Origin of the sequence: Algoriphagus ratkowskyi (genome assembly GCF_002150505.1) — a bacterium.
Lineage (GTDB): Bacteria > Bacteroidota > Bacteroidia > Cytophagales > Cyclobacteriaceae > Algoriphagus > Algoriphagus ratkowskyi.
In genome coordinates this window covers 223798-242162 of the sequence record NZ_MSSV01000004.1, presented here as the reverse complement: position 1 = coordinate 242162, position 18365 = coordinate 223798, and the positions used below count along the sequence as shown (strand labels likewise).

General features: G+C 40.3%; 18 protein-coding genes. 12 read left to right on the top strand and 6 right to left on the bottom strand.

The genetic code is table 11. The annotated features are described in order from the left end of the window. Positions 1–17: 17 nt before the first annotated feature. Positions 18–971 (bottom strand): ABC transporter ATP-binding protein, encoded by a 954-nt coding sequence (locus BVH02_RS06550; protein WP_086500404.1) that lies wholly within the window; start codon positions 969–971, stop codon positions 18–20. Next, positions 968–1318 carry an MmcQ/YjbR family DNA-binding protein gene (locus tag BVH02_RS06545; RefSeq protein WP_086500402.1) on the bottom strand — a complete coding sequence of 117 codons (351 nt, stop codon included), beginning with the start codon at positions 1316–1318 and terminating at the stop codon, positions 968–970. Before BVH02_RS06545 ends, BVH02_RS06550 begins: the two co-directional genes overlap by 4 nt. A 276-nt stretch (positions 1319–1594) precedes the next feature. Between BVH02_RS06545 and BVH02_RS06540 the strand changes: the two genes are divergently transcribed. The 5 genes from BVH02_RS06540 (at position 1595) to BVH02_RS06520 (ending at position 6044) form a co-directional block, all read left to right on the top strand. Continuing rightward, on the top strand, positions 1595–2452 hold the full coding sequence (locus BVH02_RS06540) for a peptidylprolyl isomerase (protein WP_086500400.1): 858 nt from the start codon (positions 1595–1597) through the stop codon (positions 2450–2452). A gap of 130 nt (positions 2453–2582) precedes the next feature. Further along, positions 2583–2798 (top strand): dodecin family protein, encoded by a 216-nt coding sequence (locus tag BVH02_RS06535; RefSeq protein ID WP_086500398.1) that lies wholly within the window; start codon positions 2583–2585, stop codon positions 2796–2798. Positions 2799–2935: 137 nt separating this feature from the next. Further along, entirely contained in the window at positions 2936–3694 is a 759-nt protein-coding gene (locus tag BVH02_RS06530; RefSeq protein ID WP_086500395.1) for a DJ-1/PfpI family protein, read from the top strand. A gap of 260 nt (positions 3695–3954) precedes the next feature. Further along, positions 3955–4839 (top strand): sterol desaturase family protein, encoded by an 885-nt coding sequence (locus BVH02_RS06525; RefSeq protein WP_086500392.1) that lies wholly within the window; start codon positions 3955–3957, stop codon positions 4837–4839. A 590-nt stretch (positions 4840–5429) separates the two neighbouring features. Then, positions 5430–6044: a MarC family protein gene (locus tag BVH02_RS06520; RefSeq protein ID WP_086500389.1), complete on the top strand. Its 615-nt coding sequence runs from the start codon at positions 5430–5432 to the stop codon at positions 6042–6044. A 19-nt stretch (positions 6045–6063) separates the two neighbouring features. Here the strand turns inward: BVH02_RS06520 and BVH02_RS06515 are convergent, their stop codons facing one another. After that, the gene (locus BVH02_RS06515) at positions 6064–6840 is read right to left on the bottom strand and encodes a class I SAM-dependent methyltransferase (protein WP_086500387.1); all 777 of its coding nucleotides are present in this window, start codon (positions 6838–6840) and stop codon (positions 6064–6066) included. A gap of 61 nt (positions 6841–6901) precedes the next feature. Here BVH02_RS06515 and BVH02_RS06510 point away from each other — a divergent pair, with 61 nt between their 5' ends. Together BVH02_RS06510 and rlmB are read left to right on the top strand one after the other, a co-directional pair. Further along, entirely contained in the window at positions 6902–8137 is a 1236-nt protein-coding gene (locus BVH02_RS06510) for a GWxTD domain-containing protein (protein WP_086500385.1), read from the top strand. Beyond that, positions 8110–8883: a 23S rRNA (guanosine(2251)-2'-O)-methyltransferase RlmB gene (gene rlmB, locus BVH02_RS06505; RefSeq protein ID WP_086500383.1), complete on the top strand. Its 774-nt coding sequence runs from the start codon at positions 8110–8112 to the stop codon at positions 8881–8883. The genes BVH02_RS06510 and rlmB overlap by 28 nt, the downstream gene beginning before the upstream one ends. Before the next feature lie 31 nt (positions 8884–8914). Here rlmB and BVH02_RS06500 read toward each other — a convergent pair whose 3' ends face one another. Both BVH02_RS06500 and BVH02_RS06495 read right to left on the bottom strand, forming a co-directional pair. Next, positions 8915–9985 (bottom strand): mannose-1-phosphate guanylyltransferase, encoded by a 1071-nt coding sequence (locus BVH02_RS06500; RefSeq protein ID WP_086500380.1) that lies wholly within the window; start codon positions 9983–9985, stop codon positions 8915–8917. Positions 9986–9993: 8 nt separating this feature from the next. After that, positions 9994–10962: a KpsF/GutQ family sugar-phosphate isomerase gene (locus BVH02_RS06495; RefSeq protein ID WP_086500378.1), complete on the bottom strand. Its 969-nt coding sequence runs from the start codon at positions 10960–10962 to the stop codon at positions 9994–9996. Positions 10963–11058: 96 nt separating this feature from the next. On the opposite strand from BVH02_RS06495, the gene recQ reads away from it, so the two are divergent. The 4 genes from recQ (at position 11059) to BVH02_RS06475 (ending at position 16531) form a co-directional block, all read left to right on the top strand. Further along, complete coding sequence (gene recQ, locus BVH02_RS06490; RefSeq protein ID WP_086500375.1) at positions 11059–13236, top strand: DNA helicase RecQ; 2178 nt, start codon at positions 11059–11061, stop codon at positions 13234–13236. Positions 13237–13250: 14 nt separating this feature from the next. Then, positions 13251–14537 (top strand): phosphoribosylamine--glycine ligase, encoded by a 1287-nt coding sequence (gene purD, locus BVH02_RS06485; RefSeq protein ID WP_086500372.1) that lies wholly within the window; start codon positions 13251–13253, stop codon positions 14535–14537. 133 nt (positions 14538–14670) lie between these two features. Continuing rightward, positions 14671–16083 carry a regulatory iron-sulfur-containing complex subunit RicT gene (ricT, locus tag BVH02_RS06480; RefSeq protein ID WP_086500369.1) on the top strand — a complete coding sequence of 471 codons (1413 nt, stop codon included), beginning with the start codon at positions 14671–14673 and terminating at the stop codon, positions 16081–16083. Further along, positions 16076–16531: a gliding motility lipoprotein GldH gene (locus BVH02_RS06475; protein WP_086500367.1), complete on the top strand. Its 456-nt coding sequence runs from the start codon at positions 16076–16078 to the stop codon at positions 16529–16531. The genes ricT and BVH02_RS06475 overlap by 8 nt, the downstream gene beginning before the upstream one ends. Before the next feature lie 158 nt (positions 16532–16689). Here the strand turns inward: BVH02_RS06475 and BVH02_RS06470 are convergent, their stop codons facing one another. Then, positions 16690–17139 (bottom strand): GNAT family N-acetyltransferase, encoded by a 450-nt coding sequence (locus BVH02_RS06470; RefSeq protein WP_086500361.1) that lies wholly within the window; start codon positions 17137–17139, stop codon positions 16690–16692. A gap of 300 nt (positions 17140–17439) precedes the next feature. Between BVH02_RS06470 and BVH02_RS06465 the strand changes: the two genes are divergently transcribed. After that, complete coding sequence (locus tag BVH02_RS06465) at positions 17440–18342, top strand: NAD-dependent epimerase/dehydratase family protein (protein ID WP_086500674.1); 903 nt, start codon at positions 17440–17442, stop codon at positions 18340–18342. Positions 18343–18365: the final 23 nt, after the last annotated feature.

Sequence of the window (18365 nt, the reverse complement as noted above, 5' to 3'; positions counted from 1 at the left end):
GAAAAAAAGCTAAGGGATCAAAGGCTCATCAATTTTTTCTCATCCCAACTCAGATAGACTCGATCACCTAGATTGTATTTTCGCTGAGTATCATCCACTTCCCAAGTAAGCTCAGTATCTCTTAGTTTCACTTGAAGAGAATTGTAGTGTACCAAAAAGCGTAAGTCAGTGACATGAGCAAGTATTCCTCCTTTGGTACGCAACTTCACATCCGCAGGTCTTATATAGCTGTTTTTTGTGTTTGGAAGCTTATTTATTGGGCTAAAAAGCTGAGCAACATATTTGGTTTTTGGTTTCTCACAGAGCTGTTGAGAAGTACCAGTTTGAGCTACTTTCCCTTTCTGCAAGATGATCAGATTGTCTGTCAATCTAAGTGCGTCATCCAAATCATGTGTCACGAAAATAACGGTGGTTCCCAGCTCAGAGAAAATCTCTTTCAACTCAGAAATCAACCGATGCGTCTGAATCGTATCTAGAGATGAAAATGGCTCATCAAGCAAGAGAATATCCGGCTCTACTGCCATTGCTTTACCTATGGCTACTTTTTGCTTTTGTCCTCCAGATAACTGGCGAGGAAAGCGATCGCGGAAGTCGGTAAGACCCAGAAGTTTCAGCAAATTCTCCACCCTACTTTTAGCGTACTCCTTTTCATAATGAAGAAGTTGCCTGGAGATATTTTCCTCCACGGTAGAATTTGGATACAAGTGAAAATTCTGATGAATTAGCCGTATCTCATCGTAGCCAGAAACTATCTTCTGATTTGGATTGAGAATGGGTAAACTTTCCAAGAAAACTTCGCCTGAATCCTGAACCTCGAGTCCAGCCATTATTTTCAGCAAGGTGCTTTTCCCTGAACCGCTTTCTCCTACTATTGCAAGGAATTTACCCTTCTCCATTTCCAGTGAAAAGGGATGTAAAGCGGGTTGATCATCGTAAGATTTGGAAACATCGGTAATGGAAAAATAACTCATAGGCGGATTTCAGCTTGTAGTTTTTTGGTCAAGCTGTCAAATATAAGGGCGTAAGAATGATCCGCCAATTCCAAAATCAATCGATCGGGAACATTCCCGGTCATACTTACCGAATTCCATTGCTTTTTATGCATATGATAACCAGGAGTAATGCCATCATACTGCTCGCGCAACTCCACAGCTCGCTCGGGATCACATTTCAGATTTACATATTGAAACTCAGAAATGGAGAAAATTGAAAAAATCTTATTCCCTACACGCATACAAAGTGTATCTTGATCAAAGGGGGTATCTTCTGTAGCCCCAGGCTTGGAAAGGCAGTAGTCGCGGAAATATTTTAAGGTCATGGCATTTATATAGGAGTACAGGAATTTAGGAAAAAGTGCGGGGAGAAAAAAGTTGGGTCCAGATGTCAGATGGTACAAATTTGCTAAAGAAGATCTAATCCTAAAAAACTATGATCTTGATTGAAATTGACTTTTAATAAGATTAAAACTGTCATTAGCCTCATTTCTACTGTTAGTACAATGAATGTAGCGCCCTCTAGGAAACATCACGCCTATGTAATTGAAAAACTTTTCTCAATCCTCATAATTCAGTAATTTCCTCGCAAATAATAACTTATGAAGATAAATCTACTTGCAATCACCTTACTCCTATTACTTGCTGGCTGTCATTCCATGACCAAATCAAAAATTAGTAAAAAAGATTTCAAGAAGGACATTGAGCTAGTTACAACAGAAGGAACCATTGTACTTCGTTTGTATGATGACACTCCCCTAAGTCGCAATAATTTCCTCAGGTTGGTCAAAACAGGAATGTATGATAGCATACAATTTCATCGGGTGATTGAGAAATTTATGATTCAGGCAGGTGAACGTGTGAATGAAGCAGCGTTTAAAAAAAATAAGGATTTGCATGAGTTTAATGATCTAATCCCAGCAGAATTCACTACTTCTTATTTCCATAAAAGAGGTGCCCTCGGAGCAGCCAGAGAAGGTGATGATGTAAATCCAAAGCAGCAGGGCAGTTTCATACAATTCTACATCGTTCAGGGCCGAACCTATACAGACAGCACATTAAACCTTGCAGAAAAAAGGATAAATAAATCGATTGCTTATAACCATGTCATCAATGATCCCGCTAACGAAACAACTTTTAATAATTATCAGGAATTGGCAAAAAAGCGTAAGCCAAGCGACGAGGAAGCCATTAGACAGTTAAAGAGCGAGTTAGACTCCTTAGCTGAAATCCAACTGAAAAACATGTCTCTTTTTAGTTATCCAGAAGCACATCGTGAAACCTATAAGACGGTGGGCGGAGCTGCACATTTAGACCAGAATTACACTGTTTTTGGAGAAGTGGTGTCAGGGATGGATATCGTGGATAAAATTGCTGCAGCAGAGACTGGGAATCGTGACAAACCAGTAAAAGACATACTGATCCTTTCAACCAGCTTAATCGATAGAAAGGCGCCTTAAGTAAGTTTTCCACTGAAATTACTCTATTAAACCTTCAGATTTTACACCAATTTTCGCAAAAACCTTCCCTTAGCATAGTGATTGTATAAGATTAGACTTAACCCTAATTTTCATTAAAACCACTAAAACCATGGGAATAGTAAAAGTATTAGAGGTAATTTCTTCCTCGGAAAACAGCATAGAAGACGCGATCCAAAATGCAGTTAACGAAGTATCCAAAACTGTCCACAACATAGACTCTGTCTATATAAAGGATATCAAAGCTCACGTAAAAGATGGTAAAGTCACGAGTTACGGCTGTGTCTGCAAGGTTTCTTTCCGTGTGGATCAATCCAAAGACGTTTAAAAATCAAGAAAGAGTGTGGCAGATGTTACACTCTTTTTTTTATTCTTGGTAAACTAAATATTTTTCATTCGGGTTAGTGATTTGAAGTTAAGCCTAATTTTGAATCCATAGAATTATAATCTTCAACTCACTTACTCATGAAGCTTTTAACCTACCTGCTATTTTTCTCAGCTATCAGTCTATTCAGTTGCACACCCAAAGAGAATGCGACAGATGCAGATGCAAATCCAACTTATCGTACAAACACCCAAAGTGACACGCTGACCAAGCATTTGAAGCCCTTCCGTGAAGATTTGCCTACGATAGGATTGCTGATGTATAATGGTGTACTGACAACGGAGGTAACCGCTGCGGCTGATGTGTTTACCAAGGCTACAGAAGGTGGCGAACAACTTTTCAACGTCATCACCATCACAGAAACCAATGCTTCAATAATTACCGAAGAGGGACTTACTATAATTGGTGACTATACATTCAAAAACTGTCCAAAGCTCGATGTGCTTTTTGTGCCAAGCGCTTATGATATGTATGCGCAAGTTCACAATGAGAATATCGTGACTTTCATCCGTGAAAAAGACAAGGAAACAGAATACACCGTAAGCAACTGCGCTGGTGCTCAGCTAATCGGCGAATCAGGTATAGCTGATGGTAAAAAAATCGTTACTTGGATAGGAGGGGGTGAACAGCTTCAAAAAGATTACCCGAAACTTCTGGTACAGGATGAGAACAAAGTCACCTACATGGAAGACGGCAAGTATTTATCATCCAATGGTAACTTAGCTAGTTACATTTCGGCCTTGGAACTAGTGGAGAAAATGACTAGTCCAGAACATAGGAAATTTGTAGAGTCTTACCTTTATTTAGGCCGACTGCAAAACTGGAAAAAGGTTGAGTGAGAAAATTAGTTCGGCTTACTTCATTGTCTAATATATATTCATTACCACTATTACCTGTCCACCAATTCTAAATAATTGGACTACATACTATTCTACGCTAGTAGACTAATAAGTAATAGAACAAATACATGTTTCAGATTCATTTCATAGACTTTAAGAGAATTTGTCACGTAACTCTAGTCACTTAAATGCAGTTAATCCATATTCACTCTGTGACTAAATTCACATAGTCACACCTTTAAACCACTCATCTTTGCACCATGGAAAAATATTTTAAAGCAATTGCTGACGGCTATTATGGCTACTGGAATTACTTTACTGGAGAGATCCTAAATCCGCATTGGGGTAATTATTTCTACTGGTTAGTGGGGATATCATTGGTGATTTTCAGCTTGGAAATTCTTTTTCCATGGAGGAAAAATCAACCGGTTCTACGTGAGCATTTTTGGCTGGACATCTTCTATATTTTCTGGAATTACTTTCTATTCGCCTTAGTTGCCTACAATGCTTTGTCAATGGTGGCAGTAGAAGGGTTTAATGACTTCCTTGGACTTTTTGGCATCACCAATACTATAGCGATCAAGGTAGATGAGCTACCTGACTGGTTACAATTGTTCATTATATTTATCCTTCGAGATTTTATGCAATGGGCGATTCACCGCATGTATCATCATGTAGGTTGGATGTGGGAGTTTCACAAAGTGCATCACAGCACTCGTGAGATGGGCTTTGCAGCCTTGCTGCGTTACCATTGGATGGAAAATATTCTATATCGCACGCTCGAGTACATTCCGCTAGCGATGATTGGCTTTGGGATTACTGACTTCTTTATCGTGCATATGTTCACATTAATGGTCGGACAACTTGGTCATGCAAACCTTAATATCCCACTTGGCCCGTTTAAGTACATTTTAAATGGCCCTCAAATGCACCTTTGGCATCATGCTAAAGAAATGCCAGCTAGCCATCCCTATGGATTTAATTTTGGAATTTCACTGAGTTTATGGGATTTCCTCTTCCGTACTAACTATTGGCCTTCTGACGATGAAAACCTCCCTATAGGCTTGCCTGATAAAGAAAATTATCCTGAAGATTTTATAGGGCAAACAACCGAGCCTTTTAAACGGATTTTTCGGAAAAAATAGCATTTGAAAAGCCAGTGAGCATATTCTCACTGGCTTTTATTCTTTCATAAAAGGAGTAGTTAAATCACATCGGTCATGTGACATTGGTCAATTTCTAATTTTATCTCCACAAACTTTGTGTGAACAGTTTCATTGTTGAATTAAACTATTTTACGACCGAATGATTTTACTTCCGTGTTTTATCGAGCCACATGAACCAATCCTTTGACGGTTGCTTTTAGACCAATAAGTTCTGAGGCAGAATAGGTTGTTGAAGTAGATTTTGCTTCTTAAATAACTGTGGTCTTACCATCAGAAATCAGCCAGAGAATAATAGCCCTATGACTGCCGTAAGGTCAACATGACCCGAGCTACAGGAGGAAAAACGAGTGCCGTTCCCAAAAATAATGTTCAAAGAGTTGGGTTAAGAGTTTTCATGATTTATGAAGATTATAATTACACTTCAAAAATAGCACAGCTGTCAACCTCACACCGTAAAGCGTAAATCTGATGGATTCCACCGCCATCGATAATAACTCAGTTCATTTCCTGCAGGGAGAAGATTTATATACCTTCGCAACTTCAAATTTAAAATAGATCAACACCTATCCGTGGAAAACTTTCTTGCCTTTACCCTCTCGGTTTTTACAGGTTTTTTTGCGATTATGAACCCGATCGCCAATGTGCCTATTTTTGCGTCGCTAACAGATGACCTAGACAAGGCAACAAAAAGAAGCATAAGTAAAAGAGCTACGCTTACAGCATTTGTGATTGTAGTCGTATTTGTAGTACTGGGAAAATTTATTTTTGAAATCTTCGGAATCACCATTCCTGCTTTCAAAATCACAGGTGGTATTTTGATTTTCTTTGTGGGATTTGAGATGCTTCAGTCCAAGAAATCCAGCGTAAAACACATTAAAGATCCTGAGACCGAAGAAAACATTGCTATTTCACCCCTCGCAATCCCGATTCTAGCTGGCCCAGGCACGATAGTGACCGCTATGAACTTTGCTTCACAAGGCAATTATATCAATATCCTCATTGTCATCGGGGTGTTTGCTGTGATGTGCTTGATGACGCACATCGCTTTCGAACTGGGAGACAAAATTGTAAAAAGATTGGGGAAAAATTTGATCGTAGTGATCGGCAAAATCATGGGTTTGATCATTGCCATCATTGGTACGAATATGATTATCACTGGGATAAAGGCAGCATTTTTCGAATAAAAACTCCTAGTAGTCCATCTTACTTCTTTCGTAGGATATAAAACAAATCAAGCCCTTTTGTTGGGTCATCGACAAGTGGATAGTCTACGTGTGAAATATCGACTACGCTATTCCCCTGCTGCTGATGCAATTTATTTCTATTTCTGCGATTGAGAATTTCATAAGGCATTCTCAGGATCGATGCAGGCAGTTTGTACTGCAAATCAAAAATATCGAAGCGCATGATTTTCTGAACCGACTTGCGGTTAGCCTCGTGATATGCCCAGACTTTGTCATTTCCGCCTACACCTTTTGCCTCCACTGAGTCAAAAATAGAGGAACACAAATCAATCAATTGCTGAGGAGTATATTCTCGTTCATGCCAAGGATTGCGAGAAAGTGTATGATTGATATTTGGAGTAGAGATCACTGCTTTCCCTCCAGGTTTTAGCACACGATAGATTTCTTTTAAAAACAAGCTATCATTAGGAATGTGCTCTATCACTTGAAAACTCACAATTGTATCGAAAGAATTATCAGCAATCCCCTTGAAAGGAGGAATCACAGCTTGCTGAAATTCAACTTTCGGATATTTAACTTTCAGCTCGTCGATTACTTCTTGGATTTTATCCAGACCAAGATAGCTGTCAGCGAGTGGCAAAAGAGTCTCGACTCCACGGCCCTCACCACAGCCTACTTCCAGCAATTTGCCAGAAATCCAAGGCTGAGCAGCAATGTATGCTTTCAGTAAGCGTTGATGAATAGGATTGTCACTGACCAACTTGTCAGAGGCGATTTCCGTAGTATAGGTAGCCATACAAAAATTTACTATTTTGGCAAAAGTAAGGTTAATTTTCAAAACCAGAGATCAACACCCAATGAACTGTAAAACAAGCCGACTCCTGATTTTTTTAATCCTCTTCGCAGGCACAACTTTACAATCAATTGCTCAGAAAACCTTAAGCAGTCTAAATCAGACCCTTCGCTACTCTAGGTACTCTAGACTTTCGCTGAAAATAATCCCTATTAAAGTTTCAGAGACGAGTTATAAAATTCAACTTCAGGTAGAAAAAATCGAAGAAAATCCTGATTATAATTCATTTAGCTTCACCTATTCCATCTTGAATAGCTACGATGAAGAGATTCTTTCAGATAATACGTCTATTCTCACCACCGATGATCTAAAATATGATACGGACAGACATTGGGTGTTTGAAAAGACTATAGAAATCCCCAAGAGCACAGAAACTTCTATTGCTTTTTTCACAGCATTAGACACTAGGCAGGGTGATGAATATTTTTATTCCATAGACATCAAAAGCAAATTTGTTTTTGATCAGCCCAACTTCGGAGCATACTATGCGAATAATGTAGGCTTCGACCAAAACTATTTGAATGTAGGGGAATCTTTACTTTTCAAGTCTTACGGCGGACCAAATCTTCATGGCTTTTATTATCCAATCAGCTTGGAAGTGCCTTATCCACCTATGGAAACCAAACCTTCGTCAGTTCCAAAAGAATTACAAGTGATAGATCAAGGCGATTTTCTAGAATTAATCCCAAAGTCCTTTGATGAAATCGGTTACTATTTCATCCAAAGTGACACAACTGCCGGAGCAGGATTTGTGCTAAAAACGGCTCATGAAGCTTTTCCGAAGGTGAAAGATTGGGACGAAATGGTGGACATGGTCACTTATATTTCTACTAGAAAAGAGCATGAAATGCTACTGGAGGCCGAAGACAAAAAGAAGGCGCTTGACTCATATTGGATCAGTTTGACCAGAAACGCTGATACTGCAAAAGAACTAATCCGTGAATACTTCCGTCAGGTGGAATTTGCAAACCTTTTATTCACCGACTTCAAAGAAGGATGGAAAACAGACAAGGGGATGATCTACATCGTAATGGGTCCTCCACAGGAAGTAAACTTTTATTTGGACAGAGAAGTGTGGAGTTATGGAGGAACTAATGAGAGTTCGAGAATTCGCTTTACCTTTGCGCGGGTTAAAAACATACTTAGCCCACACTATTACACCTTGAACCGCTCCCGTGCTTACCAGCCGGTTTGGTTCAAAAACATATCCATATGGAGAAGCGGAAAGATGGCTTTTTGATTGAAAAAGGCGAACACGAAAAAGATTTTATTTTTGGTACACGAGCAGTTATGGAATCCATCCATGCTGGCAAAGACATTGACAAAGTCCTAGTTCAAAAGGAAATCAACAATGATCTGATCAAGGAATTACTTAAGCTTTGTAAAGCAGAAAAAATCCCAGTAGTCCGGGTACCTGACGCGAAACTAAACAGAATCACCAGAAAGAATCATCAGGGAGTAGTTGCTCAGATGTCTTCCATAGAATATGCTTCTTTGGATCATGTGATCGAGAGCTGCTTCAATGTAGGTAAAGCTCCTTTAATCTTAATTCTCGACCGAATAACTGATGTAAGAAACTTTGGTGCTATCGCCAGAACTGCAGAATGCGCGGGAGTGGATGCGATTGTAATTCCTGAAAAAGGCAGTGCACAGATCAACTCTGACGCAATCAAAACTTCTGTTGGAGCATTGAATTTCCTTCCTGTGGTGCGTGTAAGAAACCTGTTCTATACCTGTAGAGATCTTCAGAAATCAGGCTTAGTCCTCGTAGCAATCACGGAGAAAACAGAGAAAACCATGTACGATGTTGACTTCTCAGTGCCTGTAGCGCTCGTGATAGGATCTGAAGAGGATGGTATCTCTACCGAACTGATGGGAATCGTAGACGAAAAAGTTAAAATCCCAATGGCTGGAAGAATTGAGAGTTTGAATGTCTCTGTATCTGCGGGAGTAGCTATTTACGAAGCTATCCGACAGCGAAAATAATTACAGAAAAAAAAATAAATAAGGGGGAAACTTAGATAAAGTCTTCCCCTTTCTTTTTTGCATTTGATACAAACTCACGAAACTTTTTCTCAGCGTCGAGCTTACAGATTAACAGTACATTATCAGTTTCATTTACTATATAATTATCAAGTCCCTGAACGACCACAAGCTTATCACCATCTACCTTGATAAAACTGTTTTTGGTATCATAAAGGATAGCATTTGCCTGCACCACATTATTATCCTCATCCTTTTCCCTCAAGTCATAAAGGCTATGCCAAGACCCCAAATCAGACCATCCGAAATCTCCAAGAATTACATAAACCTGGCTTGATTTCTCCATGACCCCATAATCAATAGAAATGTTTTTCAGTTGAGCGTAGGCTGTCACCACAAATCCTGCCTCACGGTCTGTACCATAGATACCATTACCCTCTTCAAAAACCTCTGCCAAATCCGGCATATGCTTTTCGAATGCCTTAATTAAGCTCTTCGCCTTCCACACAAACATTCCTGAGTTCCAGACAAAATCCCCACTCTCCAAAAATGTTTTGGCCAGTTTTGCATTAGGCTTTTCGATAAAGGTTTTTACTCTAAAAACGTGTGTATCTGGCTTTTCTATGTATTGAATATAACCATAACCTGTTTCTGGCCTATTTGGCTTGATCCCTAGCGTGATTAATCTACCTTCATCGGCAGCTTCCACAGCCTTTATCAATGTTCGATTAAATTTTTTCTCCTTCAAAATCAGTTGATCTGCAGGAGTGACTATTATGGTAGCTTCAGGATCTAAAGAATAAATCTTATACGTGGCGTAGGCGATGCAAGGCGCAGTATTTTTGCGCATTGGCTCTGTGAGAATTTGATGATCCTTCAGTTCTGGCAATTGCTCTTTGACCAGTGCCAAGTATTTCCTATAAGTAATCACTACAAACTGATCAGGTTTTGCGATTTCTGTAAAACGATCGTAGGTCATCTGCAGAAGTGTGCGACCAGTACCTAAAATATCTAAAAATTGTTTTGGTCGCTTCCTTCGACTATAGGGCCAAAATCTGGCACCTATACCGCCAGCCATAATAAGAATATAAGGTTTATTGTGCATGCTGAAAATTAAACGATTCCTTCTTTCATCAATTCATGAATATGAACAAAACCTGCGATTTTTTCTCCATTCATCGCTACAAGTTGCGTGATATTGTGATCTTTCATCATATTCAGTGCACGAATGGCGTATTCTTGGGTTGAAATTGATTTTGGATTTACAGTCATAATATCCGATGCACTAAGTGATTGTATATCTAAGGATTTCTGAAGCATTCTTCGTAAATCACCATCGGTGATAATTCCTTTCAGATTCCCCGCAGCATCTATTACGGAAGTCGCTCCTAGTCTTTTCCCAGATATTTCCAGAATAACCTCAGCTAATCCGGCATTTTCAGAAACAACAGGTATTTCATTCCCTCCCAACACATCGCCTACTCTTAAATATAATTGCTTGCCCAACGACCCTCCCGGATGATACTTCGCAAAATCAGCTGAAGTAAAACCTCTAGCTTCAAGAAGACATACTGCCAAAGCATCTCCCAGTGCCAGATGGGCAGTGGTACTTGTAGTTGGGGCCAAATTATTTGGACAGGCTTCCTCCCCTATAGTGGCATTCAGGACAAAATCAGCCTGCTCAGCAAGATAACTAGTAGTATTGCTGACTAGAGCCACGAGCTTGGAGCCTAGACTTTTCATCATAGGTACCAGCACTTTAATCTCGGGTGTATTACCACTTTTTGATATACAGATGACAATATCCTCCTCCATGATCATTCCTAGATCACCATGAATCGCATCTGCCGCATGCATGAAAAGCGCTGGTGTCCCGGTAGAATTGAGTGTAGCCACGATCTTATTGGCGATAATTGCGCTTTTCCCGATACCAGTAATCACAACACGACCTTTGGAAGTTAAAATATGCGCTACACAGGCTTCAAAATCACCATCTAAAAAATCAACAAGTTTTAACACCGCCTGCGCCTCGTTTTGCAATACTCTCGTGGCTGTATTTCTAATATTTTTAGCTAAATTCAATTTTACCTGGGTTTATAACTAATTTTGGACCTTGGTATAAATGTAATAAATCATTCCTGTTTACAGGCTTTAGTTACCCTTTTAGCCCCCTAACAAGTGGAAGAAAATGTAAAAGCAGATCTTAAAAAAATCTTTGGATTCAGTCAGTTTCGTGGAAATCAGGAATTGATCGTCGACAACTTGCTTAATAAACGAAATACTTTTGTCATAATGCCTACGGGCGCTGGCAAATCCCTATGCTATCAATTACCTGCTGTAATTCAAGAAGGTACTGCTATAGTAATCTCACCTTTGATTGCTTTGATGAAAAATCAGGTGGATCAATTGCAGGCATTGGGAATCAACGCTCACTTCCTTAACTCTACTCTGAATAAATCGGAAGCAATACGCGTAAAAAATGAAGTGTTAAAGCAGAAAACTAAACTTCTTTATGTTGCGCCAGAATCATTGACTAAAGAAGAAAATGTAGCTTTCCTGAAATCTGCAAAGCTTTCCTTTGTCGCTATAGATGAAGCGCATTGTATTTCAGAGTGGGGACACGATTTCCGCCCAGAATATCGGAGGATCAAATCTATAATAGCGCAGATTGCTCCTGATTTACCTATTATCGCGCTCACCGCCACTGCAACTCCAAAAGTGCAGCAAGACATACAGCGTAATCTTCAGATGGAAGAAGCGGATTTATTCAAGTCTTCTTTTAATAGGACCAATCTTTTCTATGAGATTCGCCCCAAAGTGAAGAATGATTCGAAGAAAGATTTGATCAAATTCATCAAAGGTCATAAAGGAAAATCCGGAATCATCTATTGCCTCAGCCGTAAAAAGGTAGAGGAAATCGCTCAACTCCTGGTAGTAAACCAAGTCAATGCAGCTCCATATCATGCTGGACTGGATTCCTCCGTTAGAATTAAGACCCAAGACGATTTCCTGAATGAAGAACTAGATGTGATCGTAGCGACTATTGCATTTGGGATGGGAATCGACAAGCCGGATGTACGCTATGTGATCCATTACGATGTGCCAAAATCCCTAGAAGGATACTATCAGGAAACTGGCCGAGCAGGTCGTGACGGCTTGGAGGGCCATTGCCTCTTGTTTTATCGCTATGAGGACATCGTCAAACTTGATAAATTCAACAAAGACAAACCTGTCACTGAACGAGAAAATGCTAGAATTCTCTTACAGGAAATGGCCGCATATTCCGAAACAGGGGTGTGCAGAAGGAAATTTATCCTGAATTATTTCGGGGAAACAATGAATGATGATTGTGGCTTTTGCGATAATTGCAAGCGTGAACGTGAGACATTCGAAGGAATGAAGCTAGTGAGCATGGTGCTGGAAGCAGCACAACAAACCAACGAACGCTTTGGACTTGATCACCTTGTAAAAGTGCTTGTAGGTGAAAAAACAGATTATGTTTTGAGCTATGGGCATGATAAACTACCTGTTTTTGGAAAGGGTAAAGAACAATCCGAAAAAACATGGATAGGCGTGATACGTCAGGTGATGATTCTAAACATGCTAGATAAGGATATCGAAAGTTATGGAGTGCTTAAACTCACTCCAAAAGGCAAAGATTATCTTGAATTCCCTTTTAAACTTGATCTACATCATGATCACGATTTCGCCAAAGAAGTGCAGTCAGGACAGGCAGAAATAATCCTCAGTCAGGGCATTGCTTATGATGAGAGGCTTTTCGAACTTCTAAAAGCAGAGCGAAAAAAAGTAGCACGCTCAAAAAACCTTCCACCCTATGTGATCTTTCAAGATCCTTCGCTGGAAGAAATGGCGACTGTATATCCTACCACCCGAGAAGAGCTAGCGCAAATCATAGGCGTAGGTATGGGAAAAGTCGTTAAATTCGGGGCTCCATTCCTGAAATTGATTGCGAATTACGTTGAAGAGAATGAGATCGAGACCGCATCAGATGTAGTAGTTAAATCTTCTGGCACGAGATCAAAAGTGAAAATTTCAATAATCCAGCAGATCGACCGCAAGGTAGGCTTGGATGAGGTAGCTGAAAACCTCAACATGAGTATAAGTGATCTACTCCACGAAATAGAACAGATCATTTATAGCGGAACTAAACTAAATATAGATTACTACATAGAAGCCATCATGGATGAAGATCGGGAGGACATGCTCCACGATTACTTCATGAATGCTACAAGTGATCAAATCAAAGCAGCTTTAGATGAGCTTGAGGATGAAGACTTTGCAGAAGATGAATTGCGAGTCTATCGGATAAAATTCATCTCTGAGCATGCAAATTAACTTGAATTGAGTCAATGAATATACTCTTATTAGGGAGTGGAGGCAGAGAACATGCTTTCGCTTGGAAGATCGTACAAAGCACCAATTGTACCCAACTATATGTAGCTCCAGGCAACGCCGGCACAGAAACCATAGCTTTGAACGTCAACATTAGTATCACTGATTTTGTTGCTATCAGAGATTTTATCATAGAAAAGAACATAGGTCTAGTAATAGTAGGCCCTGAAGAACCATTAGTCAAAGGCATAGTTGATTACCTTCAGACTCAACCTGAGACAGCAGATATTCCAGTGGTCGGCCCATCTCAACTTGGCGCCACTCTCGAAGGCAGTAAGGATTTTTCGAAGCGCTTTATGCAACGAAATAATGTCCCTACAGCGGCTTACGAAACCTTCACCGTTGATCAATTGGATGCTGGCCTGGCCTATTTGGACAAACAAAGCCTCCCTATCGTACTGAAAGCAGATGGTCTTGCAGCAGGCAAAGGTGTGCTTATTTGTTTGACGCTGGAGGAAGCAAAAACTTCATTGAAGGAGATGCTTTTGGACCAGAAATTTGGAGAAGCCTCCTCAAAGGTTGTGATTGAAGAATTTCTTGAGGGAATAGAGTTATCTGTTTTTGTGGCTACCGATGGAAAAAACTACAAGATTTTGCCGGAGGCAAAAGACTACAAACGCATAGGCGAAGGCGATACAGGACTGAATACTGGAGGAATGGGAGCAGTAAGCCCCGTGGTTTTTGCCGACGAAGCTTTTATGGCTAAAGTGGAAGAATTGGTCGTGAAGCCCACTGTTGAAGGACTAGCTAAGGAAAACATTCCTTACAAAGGCTTCTTATTCATCGGGCTGATGAATAAAGATGGTGAGCCGCAAGTGATTGAATACAATGTACGAATGGGCGATCCAGAAACAGAAGTAGTTCTTCCTCGAATTGAAAGTGATTTCTTATCCTTGCTAACTAGCATTGGTACGGGAACACTGGATTCCTATGAACTAGAAATCTCCCCAAATTTCGCCACTACAGTAGTAATGGTGAGCGGTGGATATCCTGGTTCGTATGAAAAAGGGAAAATAATTTCACTTCCTGAAACCATCACTGGTGCAGAGATTTTCCACTCTGGAACAGGAAGAAATGATAAGGGTGAATTAGTTAACCAAGGTGGAAGAGTAATTGCCGTTACCGGAACAGGAGAGTCAATGCAAGAAGCGCTAAGCAATGCATATACCGTGGTGAAAGAGATCAACTGGGATCTGGCTTACTACCGTAAGGATATCGGAATGGATATTCTGAATTTAATGTAATTAAACCCAAAACTAATCAGGGCCAATCCCCTGTCTATATATTATGTCTGGATGTAGCACATGCTCAACCTCCTCAGGAGGTACTGGAGGCTGCCAAAGTAACGGCACTTGCGGCACGAGTGATTGTAATAAAATGAATGTCTTTGACTGGCTTTCTCATATGGGAATTCCTGAAGTAGACAACTTTGATATAGTCGAAATCAAATTCAAAGGAGGCAGAAAAGAATACTACAGAAATGTGGACTTTCTTGCCTTAAATACGGGTGATCCTGTTGTAGTGGACGTTCCAAGTGGGCACCACATCGGTTATGTATCACTTCAAGGCGAACTCGTTCGTCTTCAAATGCAAAAAAGAAAAATCAGGGATGACGATGAGATCCTGAGAATATACCGTGTCGCCAATCAAAAAGACATGGAAAAATGGGGAGAAGCGCAGAACAGAGAAATTCCTACGCTTTACAGATGCCGTCAGATCGTAGAAGAATATGGCCTTAAAATGAAAATGTCTGACATTGAATATCAGGCAGATAACTCCAAAGCCACGTTTTACTACTCAGCAGATGATCGAGTAGATTTCCGTGAATTGATCAAGGCCCTAGCGGGAGAATTCCGGATCCGTGTAGAGATGCGCCAAATAAGTCTTCGTCAAGAAGCTGGAAGAATTGGTGGAATAGGAGTTTGCGGTAGAGAGCTATGCTGCTCTACTTGGCTGGTGGACTTCAAAAATGTAAGTACCTCAGCGGCTAGATATCAGAATCTTTCTCTAAATCCTGGAAAACTTAGTGGGCAATGCGGCAGGTTAAAATGCTGTCTAAACTACGAGTTGGACACCTACATGGATGCGATCAAAGATATCCCAGCCGTGGAACGACCATTGCAAACTGAGTCTGGCCCAGCCAAACTTCAGAAAACGGATATTTTCCGGAGACTCATGTGGTTCAGTTATAATAACGACAACGATTGGCATAGCATCACCTGTGACCGAGTGAAGGAGATTCTCGCAATTAATGAGACCGGTAAGAAAGTTTTCACTCTTACCTATAATGAATCTTCCGACATAGAAGATTTAGCGGCCAAGTCCACGAGAGAATTGGAACTTTTGGATAAGAAGTTTGCGACTGCTGCTCCTAAACGTAAGAAAAAGCCACGTCCTCAAAACAAAAATACGGGCGAAAATAGACCTCAACAAGCTGCTAATAAGCCGACTCCTAGACAAAATCAGTCTGACACTCCACCAAATGCTCCTCAGAACCAAAGAGCGGCTGGAGATCCGCCGAAAAAGCGCAGAAACAATAAAAATAGAAATAAGCTTAGAAAACCAGACGCAAATGCTGGACAGGCCTCGGCTACAAAACCACAGTCTCCTCAGCAACCTAAAGCAGAGAATGCTCCTCCCAAAAGGCAGAATGTTCAAAAGCCAAAAGGGAACGAAGGTAATACAGGAAATGTAAATTCTGGGGATCCTAAGCCAAAACAAGAAGGGAAGAAGAGATTTCCTCCAAGAAAAAATCAAGGGCCAAATCCTAATAATCCTGGAAATGAATAAGGTACAACAATGCCTTTTAGCACTATCAATCCTCGTAGTAAGCGCCTGTACAGATGGGCGCATCTACGAGGATTTTCACAGCCTTCCAAATCAAAGTTGGGGGGCTCATGATAGCCTTATTTTCGATTTACAGGATGTGAAACTGGCTAATTCTCCCAACTTAGTAGCGGTGAAATTCAACGAGGAATACAGCTTTTCAAATTGCTATCTGAGAGTAATCAGCAAAGATTCTGCAGGGATGATTTTGGAAAATAAACTGGTGAATATGATACTTTTCGACCCTAAATCCGGCGAACCGCTTGGAGAAGGATTTGGAAATTCCTACACCCGATATGACACACTCCCATTCTTATTTGATCAGAACACCAAAAGTGTGACGCTCTTGCAATATATGCGGCAAGATCAATTACCTGGGGTAGAAGCTGTTGGGATTAAAATTCTGAATTAACATTTTGCTGGAATTCAGGAGTCTGAAGTGGCTATCCAGTCTTAACCTCCAGTGATTGAGAATGATCTAATCTTTTGTAAAAAGTTAAAAGTGTTAGGTAAAAATAAGCTGGCATTAAATAGCGGTGTTTTCTTTGTGAACCTACACTTATCCAGAGGTTAAAGAACCTTCTTAAAGCAAATACTATTATCCATCCCCCTGTATTGCCCGTAGTTTGGAATTAAGGAATAATCTTGCTTTTTATATAGCGCTACAGCTTCAACCTGTCGTTTTCCTGTTTCCAAAACGCAACTTTTATAACCTAATTCTGCGGCCCATTTTTCCAGCTCCGCCAAAACTTGTGAAGCCAAACCTTTTCCTCTAGCCTCTGGCTTGGTAAACATTCGCTTTACCTCCATAGAGTCAGCATCAAATTGTTTGATCGCGCCGCATGCAATAGGAATCCCACTCTCATAGCAAACCACGACATGTTTTAGCTTATCTATTGTATTGAATTGATTGTAATAGTCATGGTCTCTCCCATCTTTTTCAGCCAAATAAGCATCGAGTAGCGTTACCAAAGCAATAAAATCAGGATTGGAGGAATCAGTGCGGGTAAGTGTGATCATGGAATGAAGATTAATATGTAAGATTATCAGCAATGATGACAGTAGCCTTATTTTCTTTGGTTTACAGGCATGAAGATGGGTGACCGATGTGGGCTCAATATTCAAATTCACCAAATATTATGATGCATTTGTCACCATACTGGAAGAAAAGCAAAAATACAGATAAATGAAAAAGACTAGTTCTCCAGAAATCTGAATTCAGCCTTTTTCAAAATAATTAACTAGAAAAAATACAGCCTGTGACTCCATTATCGATGGGGAAAAACAAGAACTACTTTATATTGCAGGAAGATGAAAAACATGACTAAAAGACGAATCCTATTTACCGGCGGAACAGGAAAAGCAGGAAAGCATGTAGTATCCTACTTACTCGATCAAGGACATCGTGTGATGAATGTGGATCTAAAACCGCTGGATCATCCCGGTGTAGATAATCTAATCGCAGATATTACAGATTCTGGACAGATGTTCAATGCCATGAGTTCCTATGCTGGCTTAGATGAGTTGGAAGCAGGCCATGGCGTGCCAGCATTTGATGCAGTAGTACATTTTGCTGCTGTGCCCAGGATATTAATCAATCCTGATAATGAAACTTTTCGCGTCAACACCATAGGTACTTACAATGTGATTGAAGCAGCTGTTAAGCTTGGAATTAAGAAGATTATTATTGCTTCCTCTGAGACTACTTATGGCATTTGCTTTTCTGATGGCAAAACTGATCCTCAGTCTTTGCCTTTAGAGGAAAACTATGATGTGGATCCTATGGATAGCTACGGATTATCAAAGGTGGTCAACGAGAATACAGCACGTAGCTTCCAGCGACGATCGGGTGGTGATATCTACGCGCTACGCATTGGAAATGTGATTGAACCGCATGAGTACGCCGAACTTTTTCCATACTATTTCAAAAACCCTGAAGTGCGGCGCAGAAATGCCTTCTGTTATATTGATGCACGTGACTTGGGACAAATCGTGGATTTATGTCTGCAAAAAGACGGGCTTGGTTATCAGGTTTTTAATGCTGGAAACGATCACAACGGCGCGATTATCCCAAGCAAAGAACTGGCAGAACAATTTTTCCCTGGCGTGCCAATCACGCGCGAATTGGAAGAGCATGAAGCATTATTTTCGAATCGAAAAATCCGTGAAGTTCTAGGTTTTAAAGAGCAGCATAATTGGAGGAAGTATGTGGAAGGGGAATAAAACGGAAAATAAATAAGTCAATC

Coding starts and splice junctions, on each gene's coding strand:
- BVH02_RS06535 (WP_086500398.1), top strand. CDS start 2,583: ATGGGAATAGTAAAAGTATTAGAGGTAATTTCTTCCTCGGAAAACAGC.
- BVH02_RS06465 (WP_086500674.1), top strand. CDS start 17,440: ATGACTAAAAGACGAATCCTATTTACCGGCGGAACAGGAAAAGCAGGA.
- BVH02_RS06540 (WP_086500400.1), top strand. CDS start 1,595: ATGAAGATAAATCTACTTGCAATCACCTTACTCCTATTACTTGCTGGC.
- BVH02_RS06545 (WP_086500402.1), bottom strand. CDS start 1,318: ATGACCTTAAAATATTTCCGCGACTACTGCCTTTCCAAGCCTGGGGCT.
- ricT (WP_086500369.1), top strand. CDS start 14,671: ATGAATGTCTTTGACTGGCTTTCTCATATGGGAATTCCTGAAGTAGAC.
- BVH02_RS06510 (WP_086500385.1), top strand. CDS start 6,902: ATGAACTGTAAAACAAGCCGACTCCTGATTTTTTTAATCCTCTTCGCA.
- BVH02_RS06500 (WP_086500380.1), bottom strand. CDS start 9,985: ATGCACAATAAACCTTATATTCTTATTATGGCTGGCGGTATAGGTGCC.
- BVH02_RS06550 (WP_086500404.1), bottom strand. CDS start 971: ATGAGTTATTTTTCCATTACCGATGTTTCCAAATCTTACGATGATCAA.
- purD (WP_086500372.1), top strand. CDS start 13,251: ATGAATATACTCTTATTAGGGAGTGGAGGCAGAGAACATGCTTTCGCT.
- BVH02_RS06525 (WP_086500392.1), top strand. CDS start 3,955: ATGGAAAAATATTTTAAAGCAATTGCTGACGGCTATTATGGCTACTGG.
- BVH02_RS06470 (WP_086500361.1), bottom strand. CDS start 17,139: ATGATCACACTTACCCGCACTGATTCCTCCAATCCTGATTTTATTGCT.
- BVH02_RS06475 (WP_086500367.1), top strand. CDS start 16,076: ATGAATAAGGTACAACAATGCCTTTTAGCACTATCAATCCTCGTAGTA.
- rlmB (WP_086500383.1), top strand. CDS start 8,110: ATGGAGAAGCGGAAAGATGGCTTTTTGATTGAAAAAGGCGAACACGAA.
- BVH02_RS06515 (WP_086500387.1), bottom strand. CDS start 6,840: ATGGCTACCTATACTACGGAAATCGCCTCTGACAAGTTGGTCAGTGAC.
- BVH02_RS06530 (WP_086500395.1), top strand. CDS start 2,936: ATGAAGCTTTTAACCTACCTGCTATTTTTCTCAGCTATCAGTCTATTC.